Source organism: Henriciella barbarensis (genome assembly GCF_003576345.1).
GTDB lineage: Bacteria > Pseudomonadota > Alphaproteobacteria > Caulobacterales > Hyphomonadaceae > Henriciella > Henriciella barbarensis.
On record NZ_QWGB01000011.1, the window covers coordinates 15394 to 34051 of the forward strand.

Sequence of the window (18658 nt, forward strand, 5' to 3'; positions counted from 1 at the left end):
GATTGCATAAATTCACCTCACGGAGACGATTATGTTGAACAGACGACATATGCTGCAGACGGTGCTCGGCACCGGCGCAGCCTGGGGGGCAAGCACCCTCCTGCCAGCTTGGGCAAAATCTTCCAGCAACGGGAACCTTGGTGTGCCCTCACTTTCGGGCACGCGCTTCGACCTCGAAATTGGGCAGTTCCCGGTCAGGCTCAACGGCAAAGCCGGTATGGCAACCGGAATCAATGGCACACTTCCCGGTCCGCTCTTGCGGTTGCGCGAGGGCGATGACGTCACAATGAACGTCACCAACCGGCTTGCCGAAGACACCTCGATCCATTGGCACGGACTGCTTGTCCCCTTCCATATGGACGGCGTGCCGGGCGTCAGCTTCCCGGGCATCGAACCAGGCGAAACGTTCAAATATCAATTCAAGGTGCCGCAAAATGGCACTTACTGGTATCACTCCCATTCTGGTCTACAGGAACAACTCGGCCATTACGGTCCGATCGTCATAGATCCGGCAGGTACAGACCCAGTCGCTTATGACAGGGAGTATGTGCTCGTCCTAAGCGACTGGAGCTTCACACATCCGCACCGGATCTTCGACAAGCTGAAGAAGAATGCCGAGAGCCTGAACTTCAACCGGCCTACCCTGTGGAACCCAACCGGACTTGGCGGCATGTGGGGGCAGATGCGAATGAGCCCGCGCGATCTCGCAGACGTGACCGGCGAAACCTACACCTACCTGATCAATGGCCATTCGACGGCCGATAATTTCAATATGGTCTTCCAGCCGGGCGAGCGGGTTCGCCTGCGCATTATCAACGCCTCCGCCATGACCCTCTTCAATGTCCGCCTCCCGGGCTTGCCGATGACCGTGGTCCAGGCCGACGGCCTGAATGTCCAGCCGGTTGAGACCGACGAATTCCAGATGGGCGTGGCCGAGACGTATGATGTCATCATCGCGCCAACCGAAGCGCGCGCCTACGCCTTTGTTGCCGAATCGATCGACCGCTCCGGCCAGGCCGTCGCCACGCTCGGACCGCGTGCCGGTATGCGGGCCGATGCGCCTGCGCTTCGAGCCGTGCCGATGCTGACCATGCGGGACATGGGAATGGCCCATGGAGACATGGCGGGCATGTCAGGCATGGAGGGCATGGATCACAGTCCCGGCACCAGCATGGACATGGACATGTCGGATCACGCCATGAAAGGTCACGACATGGGCACCATGTTCATGCAGCCTGACCCCAACGGTGCGGCCGTCCAGCCCGTCAAGATCGAAGCAGATATAGAGCGCGGCCCCGGTGTCGCAAAGGTATCAGGCGTGACGATGAGCCGACTGGGCGAACCCGGACTCGGGCTTGATGATGTCCCCCACCGCACGCTCACCTATAACCAGCTTCGCGCGCTCGACATGAATGAGGACCATCGCCCGCCTGGCCGCGAAATTGTCATTCACCTGACGTCGAACATGGAACGCTATATGTGGTCGTTCGACGGTGTAAAATTCTCCGAGGTGACCGAGTCCATCAAGTTCTACGAGGGTGAGCGTGTTCGCCTGACGCTCGTAAACGATACGATGATGCCACACCCGATCCATTTGCACGGCATGTTCTTCGATCTCGTGAATGGCGGTGGTCATCACATGCCCCGCAAGCACACAGTGACGGTCAAGCCTGCAGACAGGGTCAGCGTCGACATCACCGCAGAACATGTCGGTGACTGGGCGTTCCACTGCCATCTGCTTTACCATATGCATGCTGGCATGATGCAGGTCGTCAGCGTCATTCCATCGACAGAAGATATGCCACCAGCCGAAAAAATGCCGGCAGGTCAGATGGATATGCCCATGGACCATCACGGCATGAACCATGGGGAGGGAAAATCATGATGAAACCGAATTTGGCAGCCCCTCTACTCCTCGGCTTCGCGCTCTACGCGACCGGCAGCGCGTTCGCGGAAGACACTAATCCAACCCCGCCCTGGGATCAGGCCGACGCCATCTACGGCGAGGATGTAATGGCGGACGCTCGCCGGGACGTTCTTGCGGAAGGCGGAGACCAGAAGAGCTTCTACATCCTCTTCAACCAGCTCGAGGCCCAGATGTCTGACGAGGGCGACAGTTTGTACTGGAACGGACAGGCTTGGTATGGGGGCGATATCAACAAGCTCTGGTTCAAGAGCGAAGGCCGCGCCTCTCTGAATGGAGAGGGCGTGGATGATGCTGAGATCCAGGCACTCTATTCCCGCGCGGTTGCGCCTTTCTGGAATGTTCAGGCGGGCGTTCGCTACGACATCGAACCGGATAGTCTCGCGCATGGGGTCGTCGCACTGAATGGTCTGGCGCCCTACTGGTTCGAAGTCGACGCTTCCGCCTTTCTCAGTGAAAAAGGCGATGTAACGGCCCGCATTGAGGCTGAATATGAGTTGCTCCTGACCCAGCGGCTGATCTTGCAGCCTCGGATCGAAGCAAATCTCTCCGCGCAGGACATACCGGAAAGAGAAACGGGCGCGGGGCTCAGCACACTCGATGCCGGCTTGCGGCTTCGTTATGAAATTAGACGGGAGTTTGCGCCCTATGTCGGCGTCGAATGGCAAAGCGCCTTCGGCGAGACACGCGACATGATCGAGGCCGCAGGCGGTAAAGGCGACGATATCGTCTTTCTCGTGGGCCTGCGGACCTGGTATTAGGAGAACAAGATGGGCGGTTTCATAGAACCCAATATTCACCCCGTGCTGGTGCATTTTACCTATGCCCTCGGCACATCTGCAGCCTTGGCATATGCGGCTGGTCTCCTGGTACCTGTAGGCCGCTGGCGCGACAGTCTTCGACCGGCCGCTGACTGGATGCTGGCATTGGCTGCCTTGGCGGTTCTGGCCACCATCGCGGCCGGTTTCCAGGCCTATTACAGCGTTGCTCACGATGCGCCGTCCCATGAAGCGATGACAACCCATCGCAACTGGGCTGTTCTCACGGGCCTCGCCTTACTGACCCTCGCTGGTTGGCGCTGGCTGAGAAAGGCCGCGTCGCCCGGCCCTGTATTTACGATCAGCGCCCTGGCGGTGGCAGGTCTTTTGACGATTACAGCGTGGTGGGGAGGCACAATTGTCTACAAGTACGGACTTGGCGTGCAGAGCCTCCCTGAAGCCAGCGGGCCAGGCCACGATCATGATCATGGCGGCGGGGCCGGTCATGGCGACCAAGGCACGGTGGATTCAACAGACGATCATCAAGACGCTCACGGAGAGTCTCCATCCGACACGATGGACGGATCATCGGCGAGCGGCGATGGACATGATCACGACCATTCCGACGGTGCAGCTGATCGAGAAATGTCAGGCACGGTCCCCGCCGGACACGACAACTCCGACGGCCATCATGACACCAAACCGGTCTCGACTGATGAACAGGCGATCCTGGATATCATGGCCGCGATCGAAACCGGTTGGGAGACCGGCGATGGCGAACTGTTCCGGCAGAACTTTCTCGACTGGTCAGGCGCCCGGTACTTTGAATCAGGCGGCGAGAATACTGGCCTGCTCGACCTTGTCGAAAATCATGTCGAGCCCGAAAAAGATACCATTCCGGATCTCGAACTCGACTTCTCGAATATAGATGTGCAATTCGAGGGAAGTGACTTTGCATGGGCTGTCGCGGACACAGCGATCAGTGGCACGTTCAGCTCAAATGGCGAACGCCTGGAGCGTATCGGGAAACAAACGGTGCTGTTCCGCAAGGTCGCCGGCACCTGGCAGGTTATTCACACGCACTCGTCCTCCCGTGCGCCGCGGCCCTGATCAATGTCAAACGTTGCAAACCAGTCGGGTTTGTGGGCGGACCCGCTCTTTGGGGCGAACCATTTCACGTTATTGCGTTGGGGACTGGCTCTCGGCGTGGTTGTCGGTCATGCATGGCTGATCCCCACCGGGTATGAACCAACGCGCATTCATGACTGGACGCTCAGTTATCTCGCAGTGAACGGGTTTTTCATTTTGTCCGGGCTACTGATCGCGAAGAGTCTGGAAATGCGCAAGGATGTGAAGGGCTACGCACGGTCCAGGCTTCTAAGGATTTATCCGGCGCTCATCGTGCTCATGTTGGCCCTTCTTTTCTTTTTCGGACCTGCGTTTAGCAACCCGGGCGGAATTCGCTACCTAGTTGATTCGGAACCTTGGACTTACGTTCTCCGTGTCCTATTGATGGGAGACCCCCTGAGCGCGCCGGGCGGCGTATTTGGAATGTCATCAGACCCGGTCTTTAATGGGGCTCTTTGGACAATCCGTTACGAAATGCTTGCCTATGTCTTGGCGGGGATTGGGTTTTTCAGCGGATTTCTGAAAAATCGGTGGCGGGTGCTGACGTCGCTTCTGATTTCGCAACTTTTTTATTTGGTACTGCAACATGCGTCGATCCTGAATGATGCGCCCGACGGCGTTGTCGCACTCTTTCGGTTCACCACCGCTTTTTTGTTGGGCATGACGCTATGGCACTTTCCGGTTTTGCGACGTGCGGGATGGCTTTCAATATGCGTTGCAATAGGCAGTTTTCTGCTTCTTGGCCGCACCCCGATCGGTGAAACACTTGCAAATATCACGCTCGCCGCCGGATTGATGCACTTCGGCCTGGTACGAAGCGCCTCCCGCACAATCGCGACCATGCCGGACTATTCCTACGGGATATATATCTGGCATTATCCAGTCCTACAGAGCGTTTTGCTCCTTAATCCCGACATGCATCCTGTTGCCCTGCTCGCCGTGTCCGCGCCGCCAGTGATCCTTGCGGCGGCGGCGTCATGGCACGTGATCGAGAAACCGGCGCTGCAGTTGAAAAAGAGGAGACGAACTACTGGAAGGCTCGGCGAAAGGTAAAGCCGTGAAGCACGGGACAACAAAATCTTGTTTATACCCTATAGGGGTATTATGTGTCTGTTGTCGGCATACCGCCGATGCAATGCTTTGCCACGAACCCGCAGGAAGGCGACCTCATGAAAATTACATCTGTGGGACATGCCGTGTCCCTATTTCTCGTCATTACATTTCTGATCTGCATCGTTTGGGGGCTCGTGACGCCGCCTAGCCTTCACATGCATCCGGCATGGCAGGATCTACTGCCCGGATTCGAGTTTGGGACGCTGACCGGTATCCTGATCGGCCTTGTCGAGAGCTATCTCTATGGCTGGTACGTCGCCATTCTGTTCGTTCCCTTGTTTAACTTCTTCAACCGAAACAGCAGCGCACAAAAGTAATGCAGACCCTCGTCCTGTGAAGCACTCCTGCTGAAAGACTAAGAGCCATGACCCACGACACCTCTCACGTCCATTCCGGACATGCGTGCCATCACGACGATCAGGCCACTCCAGAGAAGCCTGATGATGCCTATGATAAGCTTCCCGACGGCTATGCGGGCACCGTGTGGACCTGTCCGATGCATCCGCAGGTACGCGAAATTGCTAATACAGGCTGTCCGATCTGCGGCATGGCACTCGAACCTGAAACGGTGACGGCCGAACAGGATACCAGCGAACTCGATGACATGACGCGGCGCTTCTGGGTCGCCTTTGTCTTCTCGGCGCCACTGCTCGCCTTTGTCATGGGCGAAATGATTCCCGGCAGCCCGCTCGGACAACGGCTTGATCCGACATGGAGTGTCTGGCTGCAGGCCTTGATCGCGACACCTGTCGTCGTTTGGGCCGGCTGGCCCTTCTTCGTGCGCGGCTGGCAATCCGTGAAACGACGCAACCTCAACATGTTCACCCTGATCGCTATGGGCGTCGGCGTCGCTTACGTTTATTCACTTGTCGCCACGATCGCCCCCGACATCTTCCCGGACACGTTTAGGGGCCATGGTGGCAATGTCGCGGTCTACTACGAAGCGGCCGCCGTGATCGTGACGCTGGTTCTACTTGGCCAGGTGCTCGAACTGCGCGCCCGCAGCGCCACCTCAGGAGCCATTCGTGCGCTGCTGGAGCTTGCTCCCGCCACTGCGCGCAGGATTGCTGACGATGGCAGCGAACAGGATGTCAATCTCGCGGATGTAAAGTCCGGCGACAAGCTGCGGGTCCGGCCAGGCGAAAAAATCCCGGTCGATGGCGAGGTCGTCGACGGCCATGGGTCGGTTGACGAATCCATGGTCACCGGCGAACCTTTGCCCGTTGAAAAAACTGCTGGCGCCCGTGTAACGGGAGGGACGGTCAACGGAACCGGTTCGCTGGTCATGGAGGCGACGCATGTCGGCGAGGACACGCTCTTGTCCCAGATTGTGCGAATGGTCGCCGCCGCACAGCGATCCCGCGCCCCAATTCAGCGGCTTGCTGATCTCGTCGCCGCATGGTTCGTTCCTGCTGTTATTGGAATAGCGATCCTGACCTTTGTCGTGTGGGCCGTGTTTGGGCCCGATCCGGCGATGGCTTTTGCAATCGTGAATGCCGTTGCCGTCCTGATCATCGCATGTCCCTGTGCGCTAGGTCTGGCAACCCCAATGTCGATCATGGTCGGCACCGGCAAGGGCGCGTCCAACGGCATTCTGATCAAGAATGCTGAAGCGTTAGAAACGCTTGAGAAGGTCGATACGATCGTGGTCGACAAGACCGGGACGTTGACGCTCGGACGCCCCGAACTGGTGCGCGTCGAGCCAAGCGAAGGCTTCGACGAAGGCTCGTTGCTTAGTCTCGTAGCTGCCGTGGAACGTTTGAGCGAGCATCCACTTGCCGACGCGATCGTGCGTGGCGCAAAGGCCAAGGGCGCACCCAACAAGGACGCGCACGGGTTTGAATCCGTCACTGGCGAAGGTGCACAGGCAAGCGTCGAAGGCCAAACCGTTGTCATCGGCAACAGAAAGATGATGCAGCGGATCGGGGGCTGGTCGGACGACCTCGGGGCAAGCGCTGACCAGTACCGCGCCGAAGGACAGACGGTTATGTTCGTCGCCGTCGACGGAAAGCCGGCAGGCCTTGTCTCCGTAGCCGACCCGATCAAGGAGACAACACCGGAGGCCATTAAACGCCTCCATGCCGAAGGGCTGAAGATCGTGATGTTGACAGGTGACAATGAGACGACAGCCCGCGCGGTTGCCGACAAGGTCGGCATCGACGAGGTTCACGCCGACGTCTCGCCTGAAGACAAGCATCGGATCGTCTCCGAACTCCAGAAAAACGGTGCCCGCGTGGCCATGTGCGGTGACGGCATCAATGATGCGCCTGCTCTCGCACAGGCAGATGTCGGAATCGCGATGGGAACCGGAACCGATGTAGCCATGGAGAGTGCAGGTGTAACCCTTGTGAAAGGCGATCTTATCGGGGTCGCAAAGGCCCGGGAGCTCAGCCACGCAACGATGCGTAACATCCGCCAGAACCTTTTCTTCGCCTTCATCTATAATACGCTCGGTCTGCCGGTTGCCGCCGGCATTCTGTATCCCTTCTTTGGCCTGCTACTGAGCCCGATGATCGCGGCGGCCGCCATGAGTTTCAGCTCGGTCTCTGTCATCGGCAACGCCTTGCGGCTGAGATCCCTTAAGCTCTAACTTTTCGGAGCACAGACATGTCCAGACTGGTTGGTATGAGCGCGCTTGGCGGGCTGATCATTGCAGCCCTGATAGTGGGCGTGATGCTCTTGACCGCGTCGCCTGCAGCGAACGCGCAAACGGTCACCGTTCACAAGACGCCGTGGTGCGGTTGCTGCGCCGCTTGGGTGGACCACCTGCATGACGAGGGTTTCGACGTCATCGTGAAAGAGGAAGAGGACCTGACACCCATTCGGTCACAGCTCGGTGTTCGGGCTGAGCTGATGAGTTGCCATACCGCAGAAGTCGCCGGATATGTAGTTGAAGGTCACGTCCCTGCTCGGGAAATAAGACGCTTGCTCGAAGAAAAGCCTGACGTTGACGGCCTCTCGATCCCCGGCATGCCGCAAGGCTCTCCCGGCATGGAAACACCGAACGCGCCAGATCCGTTTGATGTCATCATCTTCTCTGGAGAGGATGCCAGGACGGAAGCCTCCTATCGGGGAACGCGATTGGTCTCTGAACCGGCCAGACCATGAGTAAGGATGAGTACAAGCAAGGATCACTGACGCTCGCTGGCACCGTCGCCATGGGGACGGGTGTGATGATTGGTGCCGGCATCTTTGCCCTGACCGGCCAGGTCGCTGGATTTGCAGGCGACCTGTTTCCGCTCGCCTTCCTCACGGCCGCCATCATCAGCGGATTCAGCGCCTATTCCTATATCAAAGTCTCCAACAAGTATCCGAGCGCCGGCGGGATCGCGATGATACTCCAACGCGCTTACGGGCCGTCTACCGTGACCGGAAGCGCCGCCCTGCTGATGGCGTTCTCGATGATCATCAATGAAAGCCTGGTCGCCCGCACGTTCGGTACGTACACGCTGCAGCTGTTCGGCGTCGAAGGCGGCCCACTTGTCCCCTTGCTGGCAATCGGATTGATCATCATGGCTTTCGTGATCAATGTTGCCGGCAATCAGGTGATCGGCGGCGTGTCCAAGGTCACGGCCATTCTCAAGGTTGGTGGCATACTGATTTTCGCGCTTGTTGCGCTTTGGGCTGCGGGATTCAGCTTCCAGCCCGCAGCAGATGGCTTTGCCGACAACACGTCTGCAAGCGGATTTCTAGCCGGAGTCGCACTCGCCATACTAGCCTATAAGGGATTCACCACCATCACGAACAGTGGCGACGAGGTGAAGGAACCGAACCGCAACGTCGGGCGGGCCATCATGATCTCGCTTGCGCTCTGCACGTTCATCTATCTCCTTGTCTGTTTCTCTGTCGGATCAACCCTCACTGTCTCGGAGATTGTTGCGGCGAAGGACTATGCCCTTGCCGAGGCGGCTCGGCCTGCACTTGGAAACTATGGATTATGGTTCACAGTAACGATTGCGATCATCGCGACAGCTTCAGGCCTGCTTGCCAGCTTGTTTGCCGTCTCCCGCATGCTCGCCATGCTGACCGACATGAACCTGATTCCGCATAGACATTTCGGCATGCCCGGAACGGTACAGCGTCATACGCTCGTCTATACGGTTGTGGCTGCCGGATTGCTCGCGGCTTTCTTCGATCTCAGTCGCATCGCTTCGCTTGGCGCAATCTTCTATCTGGTCATGGATATCATCATCCATTGGGGCGTCTTCCGGCATTTGAGAAAGGAAGTCGGCGCCGCACCTGCAATCCTTATCTGTGCAATGGCGCTCGATGCCGTCGTCCTGATCGCCTTCCTCGTCCTGAAGTGGCAAGCCGATCCAGTCATCATCCTGATCGCGGCTTTCGGCATAGCTGCAGTGTTTTCATTCGAGCATTTCTTCCTGAAACAGCTCCGCGATAATCCTCCCGGAGAGGGGGCCGGAAACGACCAACACAAAGCCCATTTATGATCATTGCAAGCTTGATTGGACTGCTCACTTTTGCTCTGGCGAGTACGTTACATTATTTCGCACTGGCGCACCTGAACCTACGCCTGAACCATGAAGCGCGCTCAGGACTCCCGATCGTACTCTCTGGGATTGTAGGTGCAGACTTGGCGCACCTGGCTGAGGCAACGCTCTATGCAACCAGCTTCAAGCTACTGGATGTCTTTGATTTAGGTGGTTTCAAGGGCGGCGAAGCGGACGGGTTCATGGACATATTCTATTTCTCCCTCGTCAACTACACATCGCTTGGGCTGGGCGATATCTATCCAACCGGACATTCGCGGTTCCTGGCCGGACTGGAATCACTCAATGGTTTCCTGCTGATTTCCTGCTCGGCATCCTTCATTTTCCTTCTTATGCGAAACCAAATGGATGGCCCAACTTCAGGCGGAATTCAAAAATCTGGTTAGCACGGAACTGTTTACACCCTTCTCCGTTAGTCGTGGAAATACCCCACCACTGTATAAGGAGGATGTTGAAAGTGGATATGAAGAATAGTTATTGGCGGTTCGGCGCAATGATCATCACATCGATGATCGTAATGTTTGGGCTGATGTATCTCAACACTTATGCGTGGGAGCATGTTCGCTGGAGTGAGACGCGCTTTTACATGGCGTTCATTATGGGTGCGGCGATGGCCGTCGTGATGCTGAGCTTCATGCTCAACATGTACAAGGACAGCCGCATCAATATCAGTATATTCGTTGGCGCTGCCGTCGTGTTCGTCCTGGCGTTGTGGCTGGTGCGCAGCCAAAGCACGGTCGAGGACCGGTCGTACATGAAAGCGATGATCCCCCACCACTCCATTGCCATCATGACCAGTGAACGCGCCGGCATCGACGATGTCCGTGTACGTGAGCTTGCCGACGAGATCATCACGGCCCAGCGCCGCGAGATAAAGGAAATGGAGTGGCTGATTTCGGACATCGCGGAGAATGGTCCGGCGTCGACCGAGAGCGAGGCGGAAAGCCGTCCCGTGCCCCCTTTTGAAGGCACGCTCAATCCAGAAGACGCTGCCGGTGCATCCATCGCCGAGGACTGACGTGCTTTCCACGTCCAGTCAGACCCATTCGATCCCGAAAAGGAGCGAAACAGAATGAGACTGCAGAAGATCAAGACAGAGGGCCTTGCCCACCTTTCCTATTTCCTGAGTGCCGATGGCGAAGCTGCGGTCATCGATCCGCGGCGTGACATCGACATATATCTGGACCTCGCCCGTGAGGAAGGCTCTGTCATCAAGCACGTCTTCGAAACCCACCGGAACGAGGACCTGCTTTCAGGCGCCGCTTTGCTGAAGAAAGAGACCGGCGCAAAGGTATGGCACGGGCCGAACCCTGAAAAGCCAATCCAGTACGCCGCCGAGACGCGCGAAGGCGACACGTTCGAGATTGGTGAGGCCCTGCTCAAGGTGCTCGAAACGCCCGGGCACACAGACGACAGTCTCTCCTACGTGCTTTTTGACAAGAGCTTCGAGGAAGGTCCGGTCGGTGTGTTCACGGGTGATGCCTTGTTCATTGGCGATGTGGGCCGCACGGACTTCTATCCCGACCGCAAACGCGAAGTTGCCGGCCTGCTCTATGACAGCCTGAAGAAACTGATGGGGCTCGGCGACCAGTGCCTCGTCTATCCCGCGCATGGCGCAGGTTCGGTCTGTGGCTCGGGCATGGCCGACCGGGAGTTCTCCTCCATCGGCCATGAAAAGCTCAACAATCCGCGCCTGCAAATCGGGGGCCGGGAGGCTTTTATCGATGCTAAAGTCGCGGAAAACCACTACATTCCGCCCTACTTCCGGCGCATGGAAGAAGGCAACATAGAAGGCGCCGAAGCCGCACCGCCTGCGCCTCTGCCTTCCTCCCCGGCGATGTTGCTCGATCCAGGCGATGCGATCTGCCTCGATGTTCGCGGCATTTTTGACTTTGCCGGCGGCCACCGCACAGGCTCGCTCTGCATCCCGCACGACATGCTTACCGCCTTCGCGGGCTGGTTACTGCCAAACGACAAACCGGTGCTGCTACTGGCTCGGGATGAGGACCAGGCCGTCGACGCGGCCATCACGCTTCAGCGGATCGGCTTCGACAATGTGAGCGGATTTGTCAGCGGCGCCATGCCCCTCGCCGTCAAGAACGGCCCGCTCGACGTGCTTGATTTCATCGATACTGAAACGGTCGCCGCGCGGGTGGACAAACCGCCCGAAGGCTGGACCTTGCTCGATGTCCGCGCCATCGATGAATATGAGAGCGGCCACATCAAGGACAGCAAGCACGCCTATGTCGGCAAGCTGCCTGATGCGGCCAGTGAACTCGACCCCGACCAACCGGTCACGGTCATGTGCGGGAGCGGTGCACGCGCCACGATTGCCGCCTCCCAGCTTCTGCGGAACGGGTTCTCCGAGGTCGATGTCTATATCGGCTCGATGAAGGCGTGGACCGCAGCTGGAAATGCCATTGAGAGATGACCATAACTCTATCTTGGGCTGAATTTTCTGTTGCTGACGCATAAAGAGACTGGCAATTGCTTCACGAGGTCCCCATATATATACCCCGTATGGGGTATTTGCCATGAAGACTGAAACCAAAGAGGCCGCGACCCGGAGGCTTGCCCGCATCGAGGGACAGGTGCGCGGCATCACGAAGATGGTGTCCGACGACCGCTATTGTATCGACGTAATCCGTCAGGTGCAGGCAGTGAAGGCCGCGCTGGCGGGGCTGGAAGCTACTATTCTCGACGATCACATTGCGACCTGCGTGGACCATGCTCTGACTGGAAACAATGTCGACGAGCGACGAGAAAAGGTCGAGGAGCTTGTGGCAGTGCTCGGCGGGCGCAAAAAGTGATAGAATCTCTCAATGTATTGTACTGAAATTTCTGGATTATTGACCTAACCACCAAACCGATGCCCATTCTGATACGACTCCTGACCCTTTTGGCCGCAGCAATTCTTACTGCGCAGCCTGTCATGGCATGTCCGTTCATGTTGGGCGACGAGGCGGCCACCAAGGTCGAAATCAGCACAAGTCATCCTTGCCACGATATGGCGATGGAAATCGAGGCGGACGCAGATAAATCTCCGCAGTCGTCGTCGGATTCAGATTGCCTGGCGGGCACAGATTGCGCGCCCATGCTGATCCAGGCGCAGTCGGACGCCAACCCAATTACACTGTCTGCCGATCCTTCTCCTGTCCTGCCGATCATACTCGCTGAAGCGCCCGTTGCGTTTCCGCCTGAACGGTCGACCCTCTCGACAGGACCGCCGCCAAATGCAGTCCTGCCACACCAGACACCCATTTCTCTGAAACAGCGCTTCCTGAATTGAGAGCGGTGACCTTCGGCTTCCACAGCAGCCTGACGTCATCGTTTCACACAATTCAGGAATTCCCGTTTTATCATGCCCCACATTGCCAGAATCCTGCTGGTCGCAGCGTTTGCTGCTATTCCACTGGCGACGGTTGCCAGCGCTCAGAGCTTTGATGAGCTTGAAGCCCGTCTCAAGTCGCATCCAAGTCTTTCCGCTCTCGGTTATGATGCCGAGGCCAATCGGGAGCGTGCTATCGCTGCAACAGCGTTACCGGATCCCGTCGTATCCCTTGGGATCAACAACTTTCCGATCTTCGATCCCTCCTTCGACACTTACCTGCCGACCAATAAAGCCGTCGGCATCCGGCAACAAATTCCAAACCTCGCAGGCCGGCAAGCGCGCGCCGGTGAAGCCCGGGCGATGTCGGTCCAGACCGAGGCGATTCGCAATGCTCGTTACGCGGCATTGCGCGCCGAACTGATCGCCCTTCTGGCTGACAAGAGAAGAATAACCAGACAGAAAACTCTCGCCGAAGCGCGAGATGCAAAATATGACGAGCTTGTCGACATTGTAGAAGCAGAAATCGATGCGGGCCGCCCGGCCGTTTACCGCCTCGCGGAGATTGAAAGCGAGCGGGCGGAAGTGTCCCGGACGCTTGTTGATCTCGATCAGCAAGAAGCCGAGACCGATGCGCTCCTGGTCGAGCTCGTCGGTCTGGTTCCCTCGACCAGCGCCCCTCCCCTGAATGAAAAAGACTGGTCCGGTGCCGCGCTTGAGTTCCATAACGTGCGTGTTGCCGATGCGGCGGTCCGCGTTACCAATTACGGTGTCGATGAAGCCCGCTCAGCGTGGAAACCTGAATGGGGCGCCCAGCTCACTTATCAACAGCGCGATGAAGGCGCGATGTTCGCGGGGGATGACTGGGTCTCCGGTATGGTGACTTTTACGGTTCCGCTCTGGGCCGAAAGGAAGCAGGCACCAAACTTGCGCGCCGCTAAGGCTGAGCGGGCCGGCGCCGAGCAACGCTACCAGGCTGCCGCACGGAATGCGGCGGCTCAGTACGCATCCCGGGACGCCATTATCCGCTCGGCCGATGACAGTATCAATGTCCTGCAGGTCAAAATTGCTGCCGTCGAAGACGAAGTCGAGGCCCAGTTGATTACTTATGAGTCCGGTGTTGGCGGCTATGCGCCGATCATCGACGGCGAGATCGCCATTCTCAAACTCCGGGCGGAAATCGAAGCTGAAACGGCCCGCAAGGCTGCTTCGATCGCACGCCTGAATGCCCTCCTGGTAACACAATGAAAAAGACATTCCTGATAATTGGCACGGCATCTGCCGCCCTCTTGTTTGCCACATGCGGCGCGCCTGCCCGAACATCGGGCGGCCAGGCTGAATTGCCAAGCGCTTCGAGCGAGACGCAGCGATACACCTGCCCCATGCATCCGCACTATATCTCGACCGATCCGGACGGCACCTGCCCGATCTGCGGCATGGATTTGGTGCCCGCCCAACATCCGCAGGAGCCGTCAGGCTCAAAAGGAGAAATCCTTTACTACAAGCATCCCATGGGCAAGCCGGACACGTCCCCCGTTCCGAAAAAGGATTCCATGGGCATGGATTATATCCCGGTCTATGCCGATGACACCGGCTCGGGCGTGGCGGTCTCGCCGGAAATGATCCAGACCATGGGGATCAGGACAGCACAGGTCGAGACAAGTGATTTTGGCCGGAGACTGAGAGCCTTCGGTACGGTCGAGACGAATGAGCGGCTGGAGAATGTTACCGTATCGCGGCTGGAAGGCTGGATCGAGGATCTGGCGGTCAATGCCGAAGGCGACACGGTCCGCTCTGGTAGCCTTCTCTACCGGATCTACAGTCCGGACCTGATCGCCGCGCAAAGGGATTATCTGAACTCTTTCAAAATTGGAAACGAGGCGCGTATCGCGTCGGTCCGGCAGCGCCTGCGCTCACTTGGTATGCAGAACGCGGCCATCGACCTGCTCACCGAAACCCGCCAAGTCATTGAGCGCGTCCCGGTCTATGCGGAAGCTGGCGGCACGGTTGCCGAGCTCCAAATCCGCAATGGCGACTATGTAAAACCCGGTACGCCCATATTACGGCTTCAATCCTATGCCGATGTGTGGGTCATTGCCTCTGTGCCGGAGAGCGATTTGCCTCTGGTGGAGACAGGCATGCCGGCCGAGCTCGATTTTCCAAGCGCGCCCGATGCGCCTGGCGAAGGCCGCATCGATTATATCTATCCAACAATTGATCCAAATACCCGCACCGCCGATGTCAGGATCGAAGTGGATAATGCATCGGGCTATCTTCGCCCGGGCGCCTATGCAGACATAAGCCTGAATGTCGGTGGCCATCCGCGGCTTTCGGTTCCGAGTGAAGCCATTCTGCTTGGTGGTGAGGGTGCCAGTGTCGTCATCGCCGAAGGCAATGGCCGCTTTTCCGGACGCGCCGTGCGAACGGGAATCTCAGCCAATGGCCGGACCGAAATCCTGTCGGGACTGGAAAGTGGCGACATGGTCGTCGCCAGCGGGCAGTTCCTGCTGGATAGCGAAGCCAACCTGAAAGAAGGCCTCTCCAAGCTGGAGGCTCCAGAAGCGAGACCGGCCAGTCCGGAAACACCGCTCTCCGATATTCCGATGGACGACGAAACCCTGGCTGAGATCGATCACTTCACCGACATGGCGCTCTATTTCCACGAGGCCCTGACGGATGGGTATGACATTGATCCGCTGTTCGTTGGACCGGCCCTCGCCCTGGCGCCTGTACTGAGAGACCGTTACGCGAATACCAAGCTGGCGCCGGTCATCGATGCCTCGCAAACCGCGCTGGCCGCAGCGCGGGATGCCGCCGGCAATGAAGACCTCACCACTCAGCTCGCCAAACTCGTAGAAGCCCTGAAACCCTGGTTGCTCGACGGCGCGCCACAGCACTACAGAGATGCGGGTCTGGCCCTCTACAGGGACAGGGCAACTGACCGGCACTGGCTTCAGGAGGCTGGCACCCCCGCCAACCCTTATAGCGATGATGGAGAAGAACAGATCGGCTGGCCAGACCCGATGGCCGGCATGCCGATGAATGTCGATCGCGGCGCCCCTGGCGTCAACCAGGCCAGCGAGCGCTAGGAGGTAGGCATGTCAGAACAAGATTCAAACGACCTCGCCGGTCGTGATCCATCAAAATCATGGGTCGCGAAGCTGATCTCTTGGTCGGTGTCCAACCAGCTCATTGTCCTGATGCTCGCTGCGGCCCTCGCCATCACGGGGTGGATGGCCATCCAGCGCACGCCCCTTGATGCAGTGCCGGACCTGACCGACACACAGGTCATCATACGCACCGATTTTCCCGGCCAGAGCCCGCAGATCGTCGAGGATCTGGTTACTTATCCCCTGTCGACAAATCTTCTCGGCCTGCCAAGGACGAAGGATGTGCGCGGCTCTTCCATGTTCGGCACCAGTTTCGTCTATGTCATCTTCGACGATGATGTTGATATGTACTGGGCACGCTCACGCGTCCTGGAAGCCCTCTCAAGACTGGGGTCGGAGCTGCCGGATGGCGCCGTGCCGCAGCTTGGCCCCGACGCGACAGGCGTCGGCTGGGTCTACCAGTATGCCCTGGTCGACAAAAGCGGCAACGTCGATCTCGCGGAGCTCCGTTCGCTTCAGGACTGGTTCCTGAAGCTCGAACTCGCAGGTGTGGAAGGCGTCGCGGAAGTCGCGTCCGTCGGCGGCTTTGTCCGGGAATACCAGGTTCTCCTCGATCCCAACCGCCTGCGAAGTTACGACCTGTCGATTACACGTATACAGGATGCGGTCCGTGCGGCCTCGATCGAGGTCGGCGGCCGTGTGCTCGAACAGGGTGAAACCGAATATGTGATCCGCTCGTCCGGCTATGTCGATGAGAAAATCGATCTCGAACAGGTCGTGGTCAAGGCGGAGGATGGCACACCTGTCCAGCTGAGCGACGTGGCGCGAATTGTCGAAGGCCCGGCTCTCAGGCGCGGTATCGTGGAGCTCAATGGCGAAGGTGAAACGGTAGCGGGCATCGTCGTCATGCGTGATGGCGAGAATGCCCTCTCCGTGATCGACCGCGTGAAGGAGAAACTCCACAGCCTCCAGAGCGGCCTGCCGGAAGGGGTCGAGATAGTCACCGTCTATGATCGCGCCCCGCTCATCGAAGGCTCGGTCGATTATCTGAAGGACAAGCTTATCGAGGAAGGCATCGCGGTCACGCTCGTCATCCTGATCTTCCTCCTGCATGTTCGCTCGTCCCTAGTCGCCATTATTACCCTGCCTCTTGGTGTGCTCGGGGCCTTCCTGATCATGTCCTGGCAGGGCGTCACCGCGAACATCATGTCGCTTGGCGGTATCGCAATCGCGATTGGAGCGATGGTCGACGCCTCGATCGTGCTCGTCGAGAATGCCAGCCGGAAACTGGCGGACTTGGGACCGAAACCCGATCCGAGAGTCCGCCGTCAGGCGCTGGTCGAGTCCGCCCAGGAAGTCGGCCCCGGCATATTCTTTTCACTCCTGATCATCACGGTCTCCTTCCTGCCGGTCTTTGCCCTGACCGGTCAGAGCTTCAGGCTCTTCAGTCCGCTTGCCTATACCAAGACGTATGCGATGGCCTTCGCCGCCATCCTGTCGGTCACGCTCGTGCCTGTCCTGATGCTGCATCTCATGCGGGGGCGCTTTCGCCGCGAGGAAGCCAATCCACTGAACGCCTTCTTCGTCTGGGCCTACAAACCGCTGCTCCATCTAGCCCTGAGGTTCAAGTGGATCACAGTCGCCCTTGCACTCGCGCTGACGGCTAGCGTCATCGTGCCCGTCCAGAGGATCGGCTCGGAATTCATGCCGGCCCTTTATGAAGGCGAGCTCCTCTATATGCCGACCACCCTGCCCGGCGTGTCATCGACCAAGATGCGGGAGATTCTTGGCCAGACAAACCGCGTCATCAAGACTGTTCCAGAAGTCGACCGTGTCTTCGGCAAGGCCGGGCGCGCCGATACCGCAACCGATCCGGCGCCACTCACCATGATCGAGACATGGATCGAGCTGAAACCGAAGGACGATTGGCGGCCAGGTGTGACGGTCGAGGACATCACCGATGAGCTCGATGCCAAGCTGCAAATGCCCGGCCTTGTGAACTCATGGGGCTACCCGATCAAGATCCGTATGGACATGGTTTCAACAGGTGTGCGCACGCCCATTGGTATCAAGGTCACCGGAGACGATCTGACCGAGATCGAAGCCATTGCCCGGGAGATAGAAGCGGCCGTTTCGGACGTACCCGGAACGCGCTCGGCCTTCGCCGACAGGGTCATGGGCGGCAAATATCTCGAGATCACGCCGGACCGAGGCGAACTCGCCCGGCGCAATATCGACATGGCCACCTTCCAGTCCGTGATCCAAACCGCCTTGGGCGGCATGACACTCACCCAGTCTGTCGAGGGCCGGGAACGCTATGACATGATCCTGCGCTATGATCGGCCATTTCGTGAGAGTGCCACAGACCTGGAAGAGATACTCGTCCCCGCCCCGTCCGGCGCCCATATCCCTCTCAGCGAACTGGCGGACATTTCCTATACGGAAGGCCCGCCAATGATCCGGTCGGAAAATGCCCGGCTGACTGGCTGGGTTTTCGTCGATATCGCGGACCGGGACATGGGCAGCTATGTTGCAGACGCCAGACAGATGATTGCCAACGCCGTCAACCTGCCCGCTGGATATGCGGTGGAGTTCTCCGGCCAGTATGAACAGATGCAGGAAGCGAATGCGCGGCTGAAAATTGCCATTCCAGCGGCGATTGCCCTGATTTTCCTGCTCCTGATGCTCCATTTCGGAAGGCTCGACCGGACCCTCATCATCATGGCGAGCCTGCCTTTCGGCCTGATCGGCGGGATGTGGGCCGTCTGGCTGGCTGGCTACAACCTGTC

General features: G+C 58.4%; 16 protein-coding genes. All 16 read left to right on the plus strand.

Annotated elements, in window-relative coordinates:
• Window positions 1-31: 31 nt before the first annotated feature.
• Window positions 32-1885, plus strand: a complete 1854-nt coding sequence (locus tag D1224_RS14260) for a copper resistance system multicopper oxidase (protein ID WP_119380626.1) — start codon at window positions 32-34, stop codon at window positions 1883-1885.
• Entirely contained in the window at window positions 1882-2685 is an 804-nt protein-coding gene (locus D1224_RS14265; protein ID WP_018149430.1) for a copper resistance protein B, read from the plus strand. The genes D1224_RS14260 and D1224_RS14265 overlap by 4 nt, the downstream gene beginning before the upstream one ends.
• Window positions 2686-2694: 9 nt before the next feature.
• Complete coding sequence (locus tag D1224_RS14270; RefSeq protein ID WP_018149429.1) at window positions 2695-3792, plus strand: nuclear transport factor 2 family protein; 1098 nt, start codon at window positions 2695-2697, stop codon at window positions 3790-3792.
• 3 nt (window positions 3793-3795) lie between these two features.
• Window positions 3796-4863 (plus strand): acyltransferase family protein, encoded by a 1068-nt coding sequence (locus D1224_RS14275; RefSeq protein WP_233350564.1) that lies wholly within the window; start codon window positions 3796-3798, stop codon window positions 4861-4863.
• A gap of 116 nt (window positions 4864-4979) precedes the next feature.
• Window positions 4980-5240, plus strand: coding sequence for a hypothetical protein (locus D1224_RS14280; RefSeq protein WP_119380628.1), 261 nt, complete (start codon window positions 4980-4982; stop codon window positions 5238-5240).
• A 47-nt stretch (window positions 5241-5287) separates the two neighbouring features.
• Complete coding sequence (locus D1224_RS14285; protein ID WP_119380629.1) at window positions 5288-7513, plus strand: copper-transporting P-type ATPase; 2226 nt, start codon at window positions 5288-5290, stop codon at window positions 7511-7513.
• Window positions 7514-7530: 17 nt separating this feature from the next.
• Complete coding sequence (locus tag D1224_RS14290) at window positions 7531-8031, plus strand: DUF411 domain-containing protein (RefSeq protein ID WP_119380630.1); 501 nt, start codon at window positions 7531-7533, stop codon at window positions 8029-8031.
• Window positions 8028-9371 (plus strand): APC family permease, encoded by a 1344-nt coding sequence (locus D1224_RS14295; protein ID WP_119380631.1) that lies wholly within the window; start codon window positions 8028-8030, stop codon window positions 9369-9371. Before D1224_RS14290 ends, D1224_RS14295 begins: the two co-directional genes overlap by 4 nt.
• Window positions 9368-9817, plus strand: coding sequence for an ion channel (locus D1224_RS14300; RefSeq protein WP_119380632.1), 450 nt, complete (start codon window positions 9368-9370; stop codon window positions 9815-9817). Before D1224_RS14295 ends, D1224_RS14300 begins: the two co-directional genes overlap by 4 nt.
• 77 nt (window positions 9818-9894) lie before the next feature.
• Window positions 9895-10449 (plus strand): DUF305 domain-containing protein, encoded by a 555-nt coding sequence (locus tag D1224_RS14305; protein WP_018149422.1) that lies wholly within the window; start codon window positions 9895-9897, stop codon window positions 10447-10449.
• A 54-nt stretch (window positions 10450-10503) separates the two neighbouring features.
• The gene (locus D1224_RS14310) at window positions 10504-11862 is read left to right on the plus strand and encodes an MBL fold metallo-hydrolase (RefSeq protein ID WP_119380633.1); all 1359 of its coding nucleotides are present in this window, start codon (window positions 10504-10506) and stop codon (window positions 11860-11862) included.
• 103 nt (window positions 11863-11965) lie between these two features.
• Window positions 11966-12241, plus strand: coding sequence for a metal-sensitive transcriptional regulator (locus tag D1224_RS14315; protein ID WP_119380634.1), 276 nt, complete (start codon window positions 11966-11968; stop codon window positions 12239-12241).
• A 59-nt stretch (window positions 12242-12300) separates the two neighbouring features.
• Window positions 12301-12720, plus strand: a complete 420-nt coding sequence (locus D1224_RS14320) for a hypothetical protein (protein WP_119379869.1) — start codon at window positions 12301-12303, stop codon at window positions 12718-12720.
• Window positions 12721-12792: 72 nt separating this feature from the next.
• On the plus strand, window positions 12793-14007 hold the full coding sequence (locus tag D1224_RS14325; protein ID WP_119379868.1) for a TolC family protein: 1215 nt from the start codon (window positions 12793-12795) through the stop codon (window positions 14005-14007).
• Entirely contained in the window at window positions 14004-15848 is a 1845-nt protein-coding gene (locus tag D1224_RS14330) for an efflux RND transporter periplasmic adaptor subunit (protein WP_233350491.1), read from the plus strand. The genes D1224_RS14325 and D1224_RS14330 overlap by 4 nt, the downstream gene beginning before the upstream one ends.
• 9 nt (window positions 15849-15857) lie before the next feature.
• Window positions 15858-18658: efflux RND transporter permease subunit (locus D1224_RS14335; protein WP_147372406.1), on the plus strand; the 2801-nt coding region annotated here is incomplete at its 3' end.